The sequence below is a fragment of the Arthrobacter sp. Sr24 genome (assembly GCF_054511175.1).
The window spans coordinates 1-17005 of record NZ_JBTNDB010000002.1 but is presented as its reverse complement, the minus strand read 5'-3'; the positions used below and the strand labels follow the sequence as shown (position 1 = coordinate 17005).

Genomic DNA, 17005 nt, shown 5'->3' with positions numbered 1-17005 from the left:
CACGACGATCAGGAACCAGCCGGCGAGGAGACTAGGCCTACGGTGCTGCCCACTTCTGAGATGGCGGGCTTTTCTCCACGGAAGTTGGCGCAGCAGCCTGGATTGCACACATCGAACCACGGACCCAGCTTTGTCATGGCCGGGCGCTCTTCAATGTGGTTTTCAATGGTGCGCTCACAGATCAAGTCCACCAAGCCGCTGACAAACTTTTGGTGTGTTCCCGGTGTTGGGGAACGGTCAAATCTCAGGCCCAACTCGGCGCATGTTTCTGCGGCTTCGGTATCGAGATCCCACCGGACCTCCATGTGGTCGCTGACAAAGCCCAACGGCACCACAACAACACCCTTGATGCCAGCCGCGGCCTGCTGCGCCAAGGCATCGTTGATGTCTGGTTCCAGCCACGGCACATGCGGGGCACCTGAACGGGACTGGTACACCAGTGACCATTCCTGGTCCGGATCAACCGCGGCCATGATGGCTTCGGCTGCGGCCAGGTGCTGCGCCACATAAGCCGAGTTCTCGGTGAACGCGCGCAGTTCCAACTCGGAGTTGCCCGAGGCTTCGGCATCCCGAGTAGGGATTGAGTGCGTGGCAAACATGACGTGTACGGGAGCTTCCGGAGTACCAGCGGCGGCCAACTCGGCCCGCACCTTGGCCAGCGAAGCAGTAGTGCCTTCAATGAAAGGCTCAACAAAACCGGGGTGGTCAAAGTACTGGCGGACCTTATCCACGGCTAGCTTGCCGTCCAAACCGCTTTCGGTCAGGGCGATGCCAATGTCTTCGCGGTACTGGCGGCAGGAAGAGTATGAGGAGTATGCGCTGGTGGTGACCATCAAGAGTCGGCGATGACCGGCGTCGTACGCATCCTGCAACACGGCGGGGATGTAGGGATCCCAGTTACGGTTGCCCCACAGCACGGGCAGGGCGATGTTGCGGGCTGCGAGCTCGACTTCCAGCGCCGCCTTCAGCGCACGATTCTGTGCGTTGATGGGGCTAATGCCACCGTTGGCACGGTAGTGGTGGCTGACTTCTTCGAGGCGCTCGTCGGGGATACCGCGGCCACGGGTGACGTTGCGCAGGAACGGGATGACGTCATCTTGGCCTTCGGGACCGCCAAAAGATGCCAGCAAAATGGCATCGTATTCGGCGGGCGCTACTTTACGGTTGTTCATCGCAGAACCTCAGCAATCTCGGCTGCCTCAACGAAGCGGCCGGTGTAGAAGGGTACTTCTTCTCGTACGTGCAGGCGGGCATCGGAGTAGCGCAGGGTACGCATCATGTCCACCAAATCGACCAGGTTGTCCGCTTCCAGGCCCAGCAGCCACTCCCAGTCGCCCAGGGCGAAGGCGGAGACGGTGTTGGCCTGGACCTGCGGGTATTCCCGGCCCAGCATGCCGTGGTCACGCAGCATCCGGGAGCGGTCCTCGGCGGGCAAGATGTACCAGTCGTAGGAGCGCACAAACGGGTAGACACAAACCCAGCCCTTGGCGCCGTTGGGGCCCATGTAGCTCGGTGCGTGGGACTTGGCGAACTCTGCTTCGCGGTGCACGCCCATGGCGGACCAGGCAATGTCCGTGGCTGCGAACAGCTCGGTGCGGCGGATGCTGCGAATGGCCCGCTGCAGGCCTTCGGCCTCGGCGCCCACCAGCCACACCATGATGTCGGCATCGTTGCGCATCGCGGAAACGTCGTAGGCTCCGCGCAGGGTGATGCTTTCGGTGGCCAGCGAGGCAACGAGTGCCTCGAATTCGCTCACCGCTGCTTCCCCGCCCGTGAAGGATCCGGTCCGCTTGAACACGGTCCACAAAGTGAACGGAGTCTCGGCAGGAGTTTTAGTGACAGTTTGTGCAGAAGTGTGGCTCATGAGTTCAAGTTTGCACCCATTGGCCCGAAAGCTTAAATCGTAGTTCTCTACAAAGCGTAGAAAGTGCTCAAGCTCACACTCGACCAGCGGCGTCCACCACGGCGCGCACCTGCCGGCGAGTGCCGCTGACTACCGCTGCTAAGCCGTTTCCACTCATCCATGCCCCAGTCAGCACCAGCCCTGGAACATCGTTGGCGAGTGCGTGAACCTTGGCGATTTTCCCCTGATGCCCGACGGCGGCGAACGGCAATGCGCCCTGCCAGCGGACAATGTCCGAGCCTAAGAGATCCGATTCGGTGACGGGAATCCCCAAGAGTGTTGAGGCGTCGCGCAGGGCCGTAGTGACCAGGTCTTCCTCGCTGGGTGTGCGGGCGGTGAGGCGGACGGCGTCGGCCGGTTTTATGCCAGCACGGCCGTAGGACAGGCGCAAGATGTGAGTTCCGGGGCCGGTGGCATCAGCCAGCCATTCCCACTTGGCGGTGGCGTGCGTGAGGGCCTTGGCGCGGACACCATCCACCTCAGGGGCTACCAGGACGCCTGTGCCGCGCGGTGCCGAATCGAGTTCAGGAACATCCACCACCAGAGTGACTAGCCTGATATCGGGGCCCGGCGCCGGGGCAAAAGCGTTCAGGTTGGGGACTTCTTGCCCCAGGAGCTTGACCGCAGTGGGGCCGTCGGTGGCCACCACCAGCAAGTTGGCGGCTTCGAATCCGCGTTCTGTGCCGTGCTCCCAGTCCACGATCCAGCGCAACGGCTCATCGCCGTCGTACGCGGTTTCAGTCTTTTTCGGTTCCTGCGTATCGCCACGGTAAATTGCCTTGATGCGGTGCCCGGAATGCATGGCGACGCCCGCTTTTTGCAACGCCGCAACGAGGGCGCTGATGAGCGTATGCATGCCACCTTCCAGCCCACCCACGGCGGAACCGGGCTTGCTGCCTCCCGCTCGCTGGGCGGCGACGGCAGCGGCGAGGGAGCCGTGTTCGCGGATGCCCGCGCGCAGCCCCGGGGCCACCATGTCAACGTCCAGCAGTTCCGGATCAGCCGAATGTACGCCCGCAACAACGGGTGCCACGAGGCGTTCAAGCACCCGCTTTCCCATCCTGTGACGGACCAGATCTGCCACACTACTCACGGCCTCGGTGGTGCCAATGGTGACGGGCATTTTGGCGTCCAGGGCGGCCCGGAGCACACCGGCGGAACCCAGCGCAGCCTTAACCTCAGGCGCCGTGAGATCTGATGGGATCCCCAGGATTCCCGTGCGCGGCAACGGCACCGGTCCCTCGGGTAGCCACACCCAGGCGCCGGCCGGGTCAGGGGTCACGATCTTGGACCCCAGACCCAGCTCGGTGGCCAGATCCGCAACAGCAGTGTTCCGCGTCGCGAACGATTCCGCTCCGCTATCAAGCTTCACTCCAGCCAGTTCATGAACACCAACGCAGCCGCCCCACGCGGAGCCGGCCTCGTAAATGCTCACTTGGAAACCGGCCGCCTGCAGATCCAGCGCTGCCACCAACCCGGAAATTCCGCCACCCACCACCACTGCCTGGTTGGGAGCCGGATGGCTCTGTGGCTTCTGGGCCTTAGCTGCGAGTCTGCGGTTTTCCATGGTCTCCCCTTTTGCGACTGGGACGGTTTGCGGTGCGGGCCAATCTAGCGTGGGCCAAATCTGACCTAGATGCTAGATGGAGTGAATCAATTCAACGAGGCGAGTCAGGACGGCCGGATCGGTTTCCGGCGGCACTCCATGCCCCAAGTTCACCACATGTGAAGGCGCCGCGGAGCCAGCCGCCAGCACTTCGCGAACGTGTTTCTCCAGCACCTCCCACGGTGCGTTGAGCAGGGCCGGATCAATATTGCCCTGCAGCGGCACCGAACCGCCAAGACGGCGGTTAGCCTCATCCATCGGCAGCCGGTAATCAACGCCCATGACGTCCCCGCCTGCCGCGTGCATGGCCCCCAGCAGTTCGCTGGTTCCGGTGCCGAAGTGGACCAGCGGAACGCCAAGATCGCGGACGTGGTCAAAGGCCCTGGACGACGCCGGGGCCACATGTTCGGTGTAGTCGGCCAGTCCCAGCGACCCCGCCCAGGAATCGAAGAGCTGACCGGCGCTGGCGCCAGCTTCCAGCTGGGCGCGCAAGAACTTGCCCGAGGCGTCGGCAGCCCAGTTCATCAGTTCTTCCCACAGCTCAGGCTGCGCATGCATCATGGTGCGCGGGCCCAGATGGTCGCGGGAGGGTTTGCCTTCCACCATGTAGGCGGCCACCGTGAACGGGGCCCCGGCAAAACCGATCAGCGGAGTGTTGCCCAACTCGGCGACTGTCAGCGCAACAGCTTCGCGGATCGGATCCAGGGATTCATCGCTCAGCTCGGGCAGCGCAGAAATGTCCGCGGCGGTACGGATGGGCTTGTCCAGGACCGGACCAACGCCGGGAACAATGTCCACGCCCACGCCAGCCAGCTTGAGCGGAATGACAATGTCGGAGAAGAAAATGGCTGCGTCCACGCCGTGGCGGCGAACGGGCTGGAGGGTGATTTCAGCGGCCATGGCCGGCTTCAGGCACGATTCCAGCATGGTGGTACCCACCCGCAGTTCGCGGTATTCGGGCAGCGATCGGCCTGCCTGGCGCATGAACCAGACGGGGGTGCGGCTGGGCTTTTCACCTCGATACGCGGTGATCAGCGGGGAATTGGCGGTGCGGCCATCCATCAGGGGGTGGCTTGGGCTCAGTGTCATGGCACCACCCTACATAGCCAATCTGAGTGGCTTTTGTGCACAAGCTGTCACCGTAGGAGGGTGCAGCAGTTGCGTCACCGGTAATCAGAATCACACTTTTTACTGACGGTCTGTGAGTTCTTGTGCATAAACTCCCAGCTTGGGGGTCTACCATATTGAAATTGTGGTCCTTTTTTCGCTCGTCGCCTCTCATACCTCCCTTGATCTGGAAACCGTTGCCCGCCTCAGTGCCGGTGCCGCGGCGGTCAGTGCTGAGCTCTGCGCTGGCAACAATCCAGTAGCGGGACTGGTCTCACTGACCACCTGCAACCGCTATGAGTTGTATGTTCAGGCCAGTAGCGGCGAGGACGTTGAAGCGGCACGCAGCACGGCCATCGAAGCCATTAGCCGGCATTCCGGCCTAGCCGAAACCCACGTTTCCCAAGCTTTGGCGACCCTGCAGGGCGATGCTGTGGTCCGTCACTTATTCGCCGTCAGCACGGGCTTGGACTCCGCAGTGGTCGGCGAACGTGAAATTGCCGGCCAAGTACGCCGCGCCTTGGGTTCCGCTCAGGAATTGGGTGTCACCACCCCGTCGCTGGTGCGGCTCTTCCAGTCCGCCGCGAAGACCGCCAAAGAAGTGGGCGCCCAGACAGCGCTGGGCCGCCGTGGCATGTCCATCGTCTCCGTGGCATTGGACCTCGCCGCCGAACTCCAGGACGCTAGCGCACCTTCTGCCGGCGAACTCCAGGACGCTATCTCACCTTTTGCCGGCGTGTCGCCAAACGCTAGCGCAGCAGCCAGCTCGCTGGCCGGAAAATCAGCGGTACTTTTTGGCACGGGCGCCTACGCCGGGGCGGCCATGGCCCAGCTGATGCAGCGCGGCTGCACCGACATTTCCGTGTATTCCTCCTCCGGCCGGGCCGACGCTTTCGTGGCCTCACGTGGGGGCACCGCCCTTGATGAACACTCACTCCCCTCAGCGCTGGCACAGGCCTCCTTGCTGGTGGGCTGCAGTGGCTCAGGGCAGCAAATCACACAGGCTGATTTGGCACAGGTGCGCCACACCGATTCACCGCAGTTGACGGTGATTGACCTTGCGCTGACTCATGATTTTGACGCCGATGTGGCTACTCTTCCCGGCGTGGACCTGTTGACGCTGGAGACCGTGCGGCAGGCGGCCCCGGCCGAACAGGAGTCCACCTTGGCCCAAGCCTCGGCCATGGTGGCCGATGCTACGAAGAACTTTGAGCAGGCTCGTAACGCGCGCTCCCTTGATCACGCCATCGTGGCTCTGCGCCGGCACACCATGAGTGTCTTGGATGACGAGCTGGCCAAGGTCCGTAAGCAGCACGGTTGTAATGCCGCCACCGCCGAGGTGGAATTTGCCATGCGCCGGATGGTCAAACAGCTGCTGCATGTGCCCACAGTCCGCGCGAAGGAATTGGCAGCCGCGGGCGATTCCGAAAGCTACCTGGCCGCGTTGGATGTCCTGTATGGGCTCAAGCTTTCACCTGAAATCATCGGTTCCGCACTGAATTCAAAAGTAGAGACCGACGGCGGACCCGTCGCCTCCTCCGACTCCCGCACCGAAACGGCCACGGACACCGAGGCAATCGCCTAGCCTGCGCAATACTCGCGGCCTGCAGCCCACGGCCCGACCGCCACACCCGATTATTCGAATAGTGCGTATCTGGTTAGCTCAGCTTGCACATTGAGCTCAAAAAGTAACCTCCACCAGACCTACTCGTCGCTGAACCGCTCTTGGCCTTCCGATACGCGAAGGTAGTCCGGCATATCTGCAGTCAGTCTTACCGGAATTCCCTCCATGCCAGCCTCGAGTGTGCACTTGCTGTACGTTTCAGGACCGAAAACGCCCAAAAGCGTACAGCAACTGCACACTCGAGGTGCGCAGACTTCTTGGCGCCACCGCTGATGGCCTATCTGGAGCTAGCCGGATATCCATTACCCGAACTATTAGCCCCGAATTAGCCGAACGCGTTAACCCCGGTCAGTTCCGCGGACAGTTCCCAGAGCCTCCGGGCGCTTTCCGGATCAATGGCGTGAGCGTCCACACCGGCAACGTTGGCTAGCTCCGAGGCGGGGTCGGTGGGTGCGGCAATGTCACAGTCTTCGCAGTAAACCCCGCCACGTCCATCAAGTAACGGTGAGGTGGCAGCCCACACAGATGTGGCGGCACCCTGCTCCGTATTCTTGAAACCCTCACGCAGCGTGCCCTGGGCATCCATCCAGCCGGCAGCCACCATTTCTTCCTGTGTCAGGTGCCGCTGCAAACCCGTCATGATGCCACCCGGGTTGACGGCGAACGCCCGCACCCCGTGCTCAGCACCTAGTGCATCCAGTTCAATAGCAAACAGACTATTGGCAGTTTTTGCCTGCCCGTAGGCCTCCCATTTGTCGTACCCGTGAGTGAATTGCGGGTCATCAAAGTTAATCCCGGAACGTTTATGCCCCGTAGAGGACAAGGAAACCACGCGTGCACCATCAGCGGACAGTACGGGCCACAGCTCGTTGACGAGCGTGAAATGACCTAAATGATTGGTGGCAAATTGCGCCTCCCAGCCAGGCCCAACGCGCGTCTCCGGGCACGCCATGATGGCTGCATTATTGACTAAAATATCCAGGCGCCGCCCCGAGCCAAGGTACGCAGCAGCGAACCGTTTCACACTGTCCTGCGAGCCAAGATCCATCTCAAATACGGCCACACCACCCAAGTCCGCCGCCGCGAGTACTCCGCGGGCATGATCAGCCCGGCGCGCCGGAACACTGACTTCCACCCCCGCACCGGCCAGTGCCCGCACGGTCTCCAAGCCCAACCCCGAGTAGCCGCCTGTCACAATCGCCGCGCAGCCCGACAAATCCATCCCCTCCATCACCGAGGCTGCCGTACTGTAGTGGCCAAACCCGGAATTCAAGGGAATTTGCGGGGTTTTTGGAAGGTCATTGCGACTCATAATGCGCCTCTTCGCTGGCTGCCGGATCCTCCATGCGTGAGGAAACTCTTAGCCCGAAATGTACTCCTGTGGGCGCTATTTGTCGCTAGCAGCAGCCCAAGCGTCCATCCCACCATCAAGATGGACGACGTCGGCAAAACCGGCTGCGCGCAAGCTCGCCAGTGCTTGGGCCGAGCGGGTACCCGCCTTGCAATGCAGGATCATGGGGACGTCTTGCGGCAAGGCTTCCAGCGCGGATCCGTCACGGATACCGGCCAAGGGAATGAGGATGGAACCGGGGATCCGGGCTATCTCAAATTCCACTGGCTCCCGTACGTCCACGAGTACAAAGTCTTCCTCGCCTTGCTCCCGGCGAGTCAAGCGTGAGGCGAGCTGGTCCACGGAGATGAGATCGGCGTCGTTCTTCTGGGCAGGAAAAAGCCCGCAGAAAATTTCATAGTCAATGAGCTCTGTAATGGGCGGCGCGGCGGGGTCTTTGGAGATGCGAATTTCGCGCCATCTGGCGGTGAGCGCATCAAAAATCAAGAGCCGGCCCAGCAAGGACTGGCCGATCCCGGTGATGAGTTTGACCGCTTCGGTGACCATCATGGCCCCGATCGAGGCGCACAACATACCGAAGACGCCACCCTCTGCGCACGACGGGACGGTGCCGGGGGCCGGAGGTTCGGGGTAGAGATCGCGGTAATTGGGGCCGAATTTGTCCCAGAAGACGCTGACTTGGCCATCAAAGCGCAGGATCGAACCCCACACGTAGGGCTTGCCAAGAATCGCGGCGGCGTCGTTGACTAGGTAACGGGTGGCGAAGTTATCGGCGCCGTCGAGAATGATGTCGTAGTCGGCGAAGAGTTCCAGCGCGTTGGAGGAATCGAGGCGGAGCTGGTGCAAGATCACCGTAATGCCGGGGTTCAGTTCCAGAATGGAGTCGCGAGCGGATTCAAGTTTGGTGCGTCCAATGTCATGCACGCCGTGGATGACTTGGCGTTGCAGATTGCTCAGCTCAACGCTGTCGTCGTCAATGATGCCCAGCGTGCCAACTCCGGCCGCGGCCAAATACAGCAACGCCGGAGAGCCTAACCCGCCGGCACCGATCACCAGCACCCGGGCATTGCGCAGCCGGCGCTGGCCATCCAAACCAATTTCAGGGATCAACGCATGGCGTGAATACCGCTCCAGTTCCTCTTCTGCCAGCGGCGGACCCGGCTCCACCAACGGACCCAACGGTGCCTGGTGTGCAGATTTACTCGTGGTCAAGGGTTGAATCAAGGAAACCATACTTAGTAATCTAGTCCTGCTTGCAGAGGACGGCTCATTACCGGCCGGTAGAATGACACAAACCGCCCTACGCATCCGCTACGGGCAACGTCAGGGAAAGGCCGCCGTCATGACTTTGGATTCAGCCGCGAAGGATCCTCGCGTGTCACGGGCGCAGCCCAGCCGCATGCCGCGTGATGAACGCCGAGCACAACTGCTCGCCTCAGCCCTGGAAGTTTTCGTCAACCACGGCTATCACGGCGCGGCCATGGATGAAATCGCCGAAACCGCCAAAGTCAGCAAACCTGTCCTTTACCAACACTTCCCCAGTAAGCGGGAACTGTATTTGGCGCTGCTGGACAGCCATTTGGCAGCGTTGACCACCATGTTGCTGGCCGCCTTGAATTCCACCACTGACAATGACTTGCGCGTGCAGGCAGCCATCAAGGCCTACTTCGAGTTCATGGCCAATGACGATCAGGCCCACCGGTTGGTCTTTGAATCCGATCTTGTCAATGACCCAGAGGTGGCTGCGCGTCTGGAAACGTTCAACGCCAATTACGCCGACGCTATTGGCGCTGTCATCGCCGATGACACCAAGCTGCCCCCGGTTGAGGCAACTCTCCTGGGCCGTGCATTGGCTGGCATGGCCCAGGTCAGCGCACGTTACTGGCTAGAAGAAAGCGGCGATCTTGACCTCGAGGTGGCCAGCGATCTGGTCTACCGTTTAGCTTGGCGCGGAATTAGCCGCTTCCCCAAGGAATCCTGACGCGACTGCCCCTAGAGTGGTTGTTATATCCATCTAAAAGCACGCGTGCATCAAGGAGATAACTGTGGAAATTAAGATCGGCATCCAGAACGTCAACCGTGAAATCATCCTTGAGTCCGGCCAGAGTGCGGACGACGTCGCCAATCAGGTCTCTGAGGCACTGACCAAGGGCACCGAGCTGCGTCTTAAAGACGAAAAGGGCCGTGTGATCATTGTTCCCGGCAACGCGCTAGGCTACGTTGAAATTGGTGGCGAAAAGGCTCGCGGCGTCGGATTCGGCGCCTTCACAGATCCCACCTCGTAGAGACGGAAATACTCATGGTTGCCCTGGTCATTATTGCCCTCACAGCAGGTGCTTTTGGCGCAATAGCTTGGGCGGTCAGTAAGCATCGTTCAACATTTGGTGCGGTACTGCCTGCCGGGGCCGCCGTGGCCGCCTCATTGCTGGTGTGGATTCTCACCATGGCACTGGGCCTGAACAATGACAGTGCCACTGCGTGGATTCCGTGGATTCTATCCATGGTGGTCGGTGGGGCCGTTGCTTGGGCCACCGCCACATTTGTGGGTCGTGCCCGCCACGCCCAGCAGGTGCAGCGCAGCACTGCGATCCTGCAGCTTCACTGACAGCGTTTCCCCCAGCAGAAACCACTAAATCCGCGCCCGTCCCCCACATCCGCCCCGTCCTACGACGCGCGGATGTGGGGAGCGGTGGCGGATTTTCTGGACTGGGGGCGGTGCTCAGGTCCTGACAACCAGATCTGGCCTGGCCATCGCCCCTGCCTCCACTGCCGCAGCCGAAATGGCACGCGCCAAAGCTATGTCACGAGCGGTAATCTGTCCGCCAGCGTCATGGGAACTGGTAGCGATGAACAAGGTGTCATAGCGCCAATCCACATCTGGGTGGTGGTTCGCTTTTTGGGCGAGTTCCCCAATGGTGGCGAAGAGTTTCAAGGCAACGGCCGACGTCGGACATTTCAGGACCGTGCGCAGGTCACCGCTGTAACGCCATTGCGGCAGCGATTCCATTTCCTTGTGGATCCTGGCCCAGGTCAGCACATCATCTGGGGAAGCCATCAGCGTATCCTTTCAGCGATTCCACGCGCCTTGGCCCCCACACCCAGGTCTTATAAGTCGGGGCGGCCAGCCATCGCTGACGAGGCCAAGGCATGCGCCCGCTTAGGAATCCGGCCGCCCTGTGATGCAAGTCTGCCACCGATGACCGCGTGTTTAAAGGCTTCAGCCATGACTATTGGATTCTGTGCGCGGGTAACCGCCGTGGCCAGCAATACTGCGTCACAACCCAGCTCCATTGCCAAGGCGGCGTCGGAGGCGGTGCCGATTCCGGCGTCGAGCACTACGGGCACGGAAGCACGGGACACAATCAGCTCAATGTTGTGCGGATTGAGGATGCCCAGTCCTGTGCCAATGGGGGCTCCCAACGGCATGACGGCAACTGCACCGAGCTGCTCCAAGCGCAGCGCCAGGACGGGATCGTCATTGGTATAGGCGAAGACTTTGAAGCCGCGGTTGACCAACTGTTCGGTGGCCTCGGCTAGTTCCAGAGCATCGGGCAGTAACGTGTGTTCATCGGCCACTACCTCCAACTTCACCCAATCAGTCTCCAATGCTTCCCGCGCCAGTTCAGCCGTCATGAGCGCTTCGCGGGCTGTGAAGCAGCCAGCGGTGTTGGGCAGGATGCGGATGTTGTTTTCCAGCAGCAGCTTGAACAAGTTGGTGCCGCCTCCTGCTGACTCATCCACCGAGTAGCGGCGCATGGCCACGGTGGTCAGCTCGGTCCCGGAAGCCATCAACGCAGCACCCAGGCCGCTCAGGCTGGGGGCGCCGCCGGTGCCCATGATGAGGCGTGAGTTCAGAGCCACCCCGTCAATCACCAGGGCGTCATTGCGGGTCAATATTTCAGTCATGGCGTTCACTTTCGGAGTGGGGAAGAATCAGTGTCAGTCTGTGGGGTCTAGTGAGGCGGCGTCACGCGCGAAGGCACCTCAGCCGCCTTGGACTGCGGCGACGATTTCCACTTCATCTAGGTCTTCAATGGCGGTGGCGGCCCACTGGCTGCGGGGCACTATTTCTTGGTTGCGGGCAACAGCAACACCGAGCCGCCCGCCGTCGGCCGCTTGACCAGTAGGTAGCAGTTCCCGTCCTGTCATGATTGTCACCAGGTGGGCCACGGTGGTTCCCTCCGCATGAGACTCGGTGGATCCGTTGAGGTTGATCGTGTTCATAGCGTGCTCCTAAGCGGTGGCGGGGTGGCCGGGGCCGGCTGTACGCGCCGGGCTAAGTGTGGGTGAAAAGCGGTCCGGACGGAAGTGCTCCCACGCCAGATCCGTGATGTTCCCCAGCAGTTGGCGCACAATGATCGCGGCAATGGGGGTCAGTAAAACACCGTGACGGAAGAAGCCGGTGGCAATGATGAGGCCGGGAATGTCCCGCCCGTCGGATCCGGAGACGCGGCCCAGCAGTGGCGCGTTGTCCGGGGTTCCGGGGCGGGCACGGGCCATGCATTCAAGGAGCTCCAGTTCAGCCACGGCGGGCAGTAGCACTTGGGCATCGCGCAAGAGTTGGTGCACTCCCCCGGCGCTGACGCCCGCGTTGTGATCCTCACGGCTGGTGGCTCCAATGACCACAGTGCCATCCTCGCGAGGCACAAGGTAGACCGGCAATCCACGCACCATGCCGCGGATGGTGGCCGTGGTCAACGGGCGTAAATGTTCCGGAACGCCGAGGCGGAGAATGTCACCGTACACGGGGCGGATGGGCAAATTCAGTCCGTCCGGCAGGCCCGCCAAGGCAGGTGAACCCAGCCCGTTGGCCACAATCACTTCCCGTGCGTGAACCTCGCGGCCATCGTCCAGCAGCACGCCGGTCACCCGTGAATGTGTGTTGCTCGGATCCTGATGCAAAAGAGCGGTGGCTGTTTGTTCAACAAAGCACGACGCCGATGAACCTCGCGCAATCTCCCCTGCGGCCAACGCTGCCCGCAGCGCCGCCGCCATGGCGCGCGGATCAACCTGATGATCTGCCTCGACCTTGTAGGCGCAGGAAATCTGCGGGCTGATCATGGGCTCCAGCGCCCGGGCTTCACGAATGCTCAGCTGCGAAACCTCCAAGCCATGGCTCAGTTGCACATCACGTAAATCTGAGAGGGCTTGGCGATCAGCAGGGTCCCCTCCCAGGACCAAAGTCGCGGAGGTGTTGAAGCCTGTAGGCAGGCCGTCCGGGAGGGAGCTCACGAACGCTGGCCAGCGGGCCGCCGAGGCCAGCGTCAACTTCAGCAAGGCCTCTTCTTGGTAGTGCAGCTCGCTCACCGGTGCCAGCATTCCAGCCGCAGCAAAGGTGGCCCCGGTGACGGGAGCGGGCTCAATGACGGTGACGGAATGGCCGGCGCGTTGGGCTTCCCACGCGATGCCTAGGCCAATGATTCCGCCACCAATGACGGCCACCTCTGTGGTCAAAATTTCTGGCGCAACAGCGCTCACAGTGCTTCCTTCCCTACGCCGGCATGATCCGGATCAGGTTCTGGCGCCCGCATGGGGCGCTGTTCGGTCGGCGCAATCGGCGCCCTCTCAGCCAGCTTCACTGGCTCCCGCGGTACTGCATTAGTCTATGAGATATGACCCAAACTTCTGCCATCCCCGCTGCCGCCGCCGCTATTTCCACCCCAACGTTACAAAGTGCTCGGCTCTATTTGTGCACGGATGCGCGCAGCAAACAAGGAGATTTTGCTGATTTTCTGCGGGCCGCCTACGCCGGTGGTGTAGACATCATCCAGCTCCGCGACAAGTCCATTGAGGCGGCGCAGGAGCTGGAGTTGCTGGCTGTTTTGAAGTCCGTGGCGCAGGAATGTGGCAAGCTCTGGGCCGTGAATGACCGTGCCGATCTTGCTTCCTTAAGCGGTGCGCCCGTGTTCCATATTGGCCAGAAGGATCTGCCACTGCCCGCAGCGCGTTCGCTCGTGGGCACGTCTGTCTCAATAGGCCTCTCCAGCCACGATCTCTCACAGGTTTCCGCCGCTGCAGCCGATCCCAACACCGACTATTTTTGTGTGGGCCCGCTCTGGGCCACTCCCACTAAGCCGGGCCGGGCCGCAGTGGGGCTTTCCCTGCTTGAGCACGCCGCTTCCCTGGCGACCACTAAACCGTGGTTTGCGATCGGCGGGGTGGATCTGTCCAACGTGGATCAAGTGGTGGCTGCCGGCGCCTCCCGGATTGTGGTGGTGCGGGCGATTACCGAAGCTCAAGATCCTGCGAAGGCCGCCCAAGAGTTGCTCTCCCGGCTCCCCGCGCTAGGGTAATATACGTGGCGGCTACTCATCGGTAACTTTCGCTGCGGCAGCGGCTGGCGCACTATGCTCCAAAGGAGACCCATTTATCTTTTTCGAGGCGGCCAGCAATGACACAGCGATCCACGTTTCCGCACCAGAGCAAGACCCTGAGCTACGAGGACCCCGCCCCCTATCTGGCCGAGGTGTTTGGCCTGCCGGGCGTTGAACAACTACAGGCGATCATTGACGGACGCTTCCCGGCACCGCCAATCGCCAGTCATTTCGGCATCGAATTCCTCACAGCCAGCGTCGGGGATGTGCTGCTGGCAGCCACTCCTGATGCCTCGCACTACAACCCCATCGGCTCCATCCACGGCGGATTTGCTGCCACACTGCTCGATTCGGCGTGTGGCTGCGCCGTCCAGTCAACGCTGCCTGCCGGGGTTGGCTACACCACCTTGGAATTGAAAGTCTCCATGCTTCGCGGCATCACCCGGGACACCGGGCGCGTCACCGTCCACGGCTGGATCACCAAGCCTGGCAGCCGGGCAGCCTTTGCCGAGGCTGACATCCGCGATAGCGAAGGCCGGGTCCTGGCCACCGCATCGAGCACGTGTCTGGTTATGGCTGGCTGAGCGCTGCCCCTCCGAGCCTGCAGTCATACGCACTACTCAGGCGCAGTGGAGCGTATGAGTGCACATACGCACCAGTAACTTCAAGTGGTGCGTATGAGTACACTGACTCCACGGATATGGTGGTCGGCATCTGTCGCCCACACCATTGGAGCCCGCAGCCAGAGCACTGCCCCACACACGCAGGCGGAGCCAGAGCTAGGCCAAGGCTTCAACGGTCAGGGCAACTTTGCGCAGCAGCGCGGCTAATTGCGCCCGCTCCTGAAGGGTAAGCCCAGACAGCATGGCCGCGTCTGCCTCCAAGAAGCGCGGAAACTCCCGGTCAATGAGAGCCTCACCCTTGGCCGTGAGCTGCAACAGGACCACCCGACCATCGTGCTCCCACGGCAAACGCTCGATCAATCCGCGCTTGACGAGCCGTTCCGCATTTTTGGTGGTGGAGGCGCCGCTGAGCATAGTTGCGTTGGTAACTTCGCTGGCACGCAGGGGGCCATTGCCGCGAGCCAAGGTGCACATGACATCGAATTCAGCCCGGGTAATGTCCGCCGACTGCAACGCACGGCCAGCTTCATGGGCCGACAGCGCCCCAATTCTCCCAATGCGTCCCATGACTTCGATACTGGAAACATCTAGGTCCGGGCGCGATATCTCCCAGCCCTGCCGCGCCCGATCAACAAAATCCATCGCCCCTGCTTTCATAGTTCCAGTCTAGAGACAACACTCACAGGCCTAAATCTATTTTACTAGTAAAATAGATTGTAGAATGGACGGATGACCACAACCACCCGATTCCGCCACACCGGCGCCGCACTGGCCCATCCACTCTCGCGCTCCGCCTGGCGCGAAGCCTTTGTTGTGCGCCCGGCCGATGCCATCTTCACCACGGCCATCAAAGTCGGAATTGCGGCCACCCTTGTGCTCATCACCGGTGGTCTATTGGGTCAGCCTCAACTTGCCGGCATGGCAGCACTAGGGGCCCTAACCAGCGCCTTTGGACGCTATCAGCCGTACCGCAGGCTGGGTCGCATGATGGCAATTGTTGGTGCTGGCATGGTTATCGCCATGGTCATCGGCACCCTACTCGGCGCTGCGGCAGTGCCCATGCTGATTCAAATAGTGGTCCTCTCCGTACTTGCAGGGCTGGCCGCGCACGTCTTCTTGGCGTTCCGCATCTCAGGTCCCGGCGCCGTCATTCTAGTATTCGCTGCCGGAGCCGGATCGGGATTCACACACAGTTACGCGAGCATGCTCGGCCCCATCGTCGCCATCATCATCGGAGTATTGGTTGGCTGGCTTACGGCCATGGCGCCGGCTCTCTGGGTACCGATGGCGCCCTCCCGACTGGCTGTTGCGCGGGCCATCGCCAATATTCTTCGCCTAGAAGCGGACGACGCCGGCCCCCTGCGGGCCGCTGCCAAGGCCAGTTTGCGCTCGGCCCGGGAATCGGTGACGGTCAGTGCCGGGACGTTGCGCACGTCCAATTCACGTTCTGTGAGACTCCATCAGGACGCGGCAACACTGCACCTGCTTCTGGATGAAGCCGAAGCTGCGCTGGGATTCTTTGAGTCCTCCATTGACGGCTCCCATTCTGAAGCTTTTAGCCGCTTGTCCCAGCACGAATCCGAGCTTCGAAAGATCCACGGCATCCCACCCGCTTCAGCACCACTGAACTCCGCAATGTCAGCCACAGCTCCCACCCGGAGCCTCGTGCCGCAGGGATTCATGGAATCAGCCAAGGCCGAGCTGAGCGCTAGGGCCAGCATCCACCAAGCCCTTCGCATGGCCGCAGCCGCCGCACTCTCGGGCTGGGCCGCCGTCGGACTTGGCCTGAATCATCCCCTCTGGGCCACTATGGGTGCCATCGCAGCGCAGCAGGGCCTGAGCTATGCCACCACCGTGCAGCGCAGTATCCAACGTTTGGTTGGTAACGTGCTCGGCGCCATCGTGGCAGTAGGGATCTTATCGCTGGCCTTGGACTTCTGGCCCTCCGTGGTTCTCGTCATCATTCTCCAAGTGATGGCGGAGCTTCTGGTGCTCAAGAACTACACTTTGACCACCATCGCGGTGACCCCCATGGCACTGATCATGACCGGGCTGGGCACAAATTTGGGTCCGGACGCCGCAGTGAGCCGCGTCGCCGATACTCTGGTGGGCGTGGTGATTGGTACCGTCGTTGCGGCCGTCAGCATTTCCCGGTCCGACAAGCAGCATCTACCCGCCGGCACGAGTGGCCCCAAAAACTAGAGTTCGGAACGTTTGGACTCCCGGCAACGAAATTCGATCCGGGCACGCGTTGACCATGCTCTCATCCATGAGGGGCTACACAGTTTAAGATCGGAACATCTCAACATCCACGGCCCTGAAAGCCAAAAGTTGAAGCCACTTCTTGAAACCAGGCAGGGAAACTTGGTTACGTCCCGTGAAGTGGTGTAGTTTCCCGTTGCTTGGCATCGAATTTCTGATGTGAAGAGCCATCGTGCGATGGTCAGTGAGTACCGATCAAAGAACTCACAAAGGAC

18 protein-coding genes are annotated in these 17005 nt (G+C 61.4%); 7 read left to right on the top strand and 11 right to left on the bottom strand.

Going from position 1 to position 17005, the window contains the following annotated elements; all coding sequences use genetic code 11:
- Positions 1 to 8 precede the first annotated feature (8 nt).
- The 4 genes from ACX80D_RS02110 to hemE all read right to left on the bottom strand — a co-directional run bounded on the left by ACX80D_RS02110 (position 9) and on the right by hemE (position 4598).
- Entirely contained in the window at positions 9 to 1172 is a 1164-nt protein-coding gene (locus tag ACX80D_RS02110; RefSeq protein WP_459320916.1) for a ferrochelatase, read from the bottom strand.
- Complete coding sequence (gene hemQ / locus ACX80D_RS02105) at positions 1169 to 1864, bottom strand: hydrogen peroxide-dependent heme synthase (protein WP_459320915.1); 696 nt, start codon at positions 1862 to 1864, stop codon at positions 1169 to 1171. The genes ACX80D_RS02110 and hemQ overlap by 4 nt, the downstream gene beginning before the upstream one ends.
- Before the next feature lie 73 nt (positions 1865 to 1937).
- Positions 1938 to 3470: a protoporphyrinogen oxidase gene (gene hemG / locus ACX80D_RS02100; protein WP_459320914.1), complete on the bottom strand. Its 1533-nt coding sequence runs from the start codon at positions 3468 to 3470 to the stop codon at positions 1938 to 1940.
- Positions 3471 to 3542: 72 nt separating this feature from the next.
- On the bottom strand, positions 3543 to 4598 hold the full coding sequence (hemE, locus tag ACX80D_RS02095) for a uroporphyrinogen decarboxylase (protein WP_459320913.1): 1056 nt from the start codon (positions 4596 to 4598) through the stop codon (positions 3543 to 3545).
- Positions 4599 to 4761: 163 nt separating this feature from the next.
- On the opposite strand from hemE, the gene ACX80D_RS02090 reads away from it, so the two are divergent.
- On the top strand, positions 4762 to 6201 hold the full coding sequence (locus ACX80D_RS02090) for a glutamyl-tRNA reductase (RefSeq protein WP_459321131.1): 1440 nt from the start codon (positions 4762 to 4764) through the stop codon (positions 6199 to 6201).
- Between the two features lie 364 nt (positions 6202 to 6565).
- On the opposite strand, the gene ACX80D_RS02085 is transcribed toward ACX80D_RS02090, so the two are convergent.
- On the bottom strand, positions 6566 to 7552 hold the full coding sequence (locus ACX80D_RS02085; protein ID WP_459320912.1) for an SDR family NAD(P)-dependent oxidoreductase: 987 nt from the start codon (positions 7550 to 7552) through the stop codon (positions 6566 to 6568).
- Positions 7553 to 7627: 75 nt separating this feature from the next.
- Positions 7628 to 8824, bottom strand: a complete 1197-nt coding sequence (gene moeB, locus ACX80D_RS02080; RefSeq protein WP_459320911.1) for a molybdopterin-synthase adenylyltransferase MoeB — start codon at positions 8822 to 8824, stop codon at positions 7628 to 7630.
- A 109-nt stretch (positions 8825 to 8933) separates the two neighbouring features.
- Between moeB and ACX80D_RS02075 the strand changes: the two genes are divergently transcribed.
- The 3 genes from ACX80D_RS02075 (at position 8934) to ACX80D_RS02065 (ending at position 10196) form a co-directional block, all read left to right on the top strand.
- The gene (locus tag ACX80D_RS02075) at positions 8934 to 9572 is read left to right on the top strand and encodes a TetR/AcrR family transcriptional regulator (RefSeq protein WP_459321130.1); all 639 of its coding nucleotides are present in this window, start codon (positions 8934 to 8936) and stop codon (positions 9570 to 9572) included.
- A gap of 64 nt (positions 9573 to 9636) precedes the next feature.
- Positions 9637 to 9876, top strand: a complete 240-nt coding sequence (locus ACX80D_RS02070; protein ID WP_459320910.1) for a DUF3107 domain-containing protein — start codon at positions 9637 to 9639, stop codon at positions 9874 to 9876.
- A gap of 14 nt (positions 9877 to 9890) precedes the next feature.
- Positions 9891 to 10196 carry a hypothetical protein gene (locus ACX80D_RS02065; protein WP_459320909.1) on the top strand — a complete coding sequence of 102 codons (306 nt, stop codon included), beginning with the start codon at positions 9891 to 9893 and terminating at the stop codon, positions 10194 to 10196.
- Between the two features lie 114 nt (positions 10197 to 10310).
- On the opposite strand, the gene ACX80D_RS02060 is transcribed toward ACX80D_RS02065, so the two are convergent.
- The 4 genes from ACX80D_RS02060 to thiO form a co-directional block, all read right to left on the bottom strand.
- Positions 10311 to 10646: a 4a-hydroxytetrahydrobiopterin dehydratase gene (locus ACX80D_RS02060; protein WP_459320908.1), complete on the bottom strand. Its 336-nt coding sequence runs from the start codon at positions 10644 to 10646 to the stop codon at positions 10311 to 10313.
- 50 nt (positions 10647 to 10696) lie between these two features.
- On the bottom strand, positions 10697 to 11497 hold the full coding sequence (locus ACX80D_RS02055; protein WP_459320907.1) for a thiazole synthase: 801 nt from the start codon (positions 11495 to 11497) through the stop codon (positions 10697 to 10699).
- 78 nt (positions 11498 to 11575) lie between these two features.
- Positions 11576 to 11815: a sulfur carrier protein ThiS gene (thiS, locus tag ACX80D_RS02050; RefSeq protein ID WP_459320906.1), complete on the bottom strand. Its 240-nt coding sequence runs from the start codon at positions 11813 to 11815 to the stop codon at positions 11576 to 11578.
- Between the two features lie 9 nt (positions 11816 to 11824).
- Entirely contained in the window at positions 11825 to 13069 is a 1245-nt protein-coding gene (gene thiO, locus ACX80D_RS02045) for a glycine oxidase ThiO (protein ID WP_459320905.1), read from the bottom strand.
- Between the two features lie 134 nt (positions 13070 to 13203).
- On the opposite strand from thiO, the gene thiE reads away from it, so the two are divergent.
- Both thiE and ACX80D_RS02035 read left to right on the top strand, forming a co-directional pair.
- Positions 13204 to 13884 (top strand): thiamine phosphate synthase, encoded by a 681-nt coding sequence (gene thiE / locus ACX80D_RS02040; protein ID WP_459320904.1) that lies wholly within the window; start codon positions 13204 to 13206, stop codon positions 13882 to 13884.
- A 98-nt stretch (positions 13885 to 13982) separates the two neighbouring features.
- Positions 13983 to 14489, top strand: coding sequence for a PaaI family thioesterase (locus tag ACX80D_RS02035; protein WP_459320903.1), 507 nt, complete (start codon positions 13983 to 13985; stop codon positions 14487 to 14489).
- A 195-nt stretch (positions 14490 to 14684) separates the two neighbouring features.
- Here the strand turns inward: ACX80D_RS02035 and ACX80D_RS02030 are convergent, their stop codons facing one another.
- Positions 14685 to 15185, bottom strand: coding sequence for a MarR family winged helix-turn-helix transcriptional regulator (locus ACX80D_RS02030; RefSeq protein WP_459320902.1), 501 nt, complete (start codon positions 15183 to 15185; stop codon positions 14685 to 14687).
- Between the two features lie 72 nt (positions 15186 to 15257).
- Here ACX80D_RS02030 and ACX80D_RS02025 point away from each other — a divergent pair, with 72 nt between their 5' ends.
- Entirely contained in the window at positions 15258 to 16730 is a 1473-nt protein-coding gene (locus tag ACX80D_RS02025; RefSeq protein WP_459320900.1) for an FUSC family protein, read from the top strand.
- The last annotated feature ends 275 nt before the right edge of the window (positions 16731 to 17005 follow it).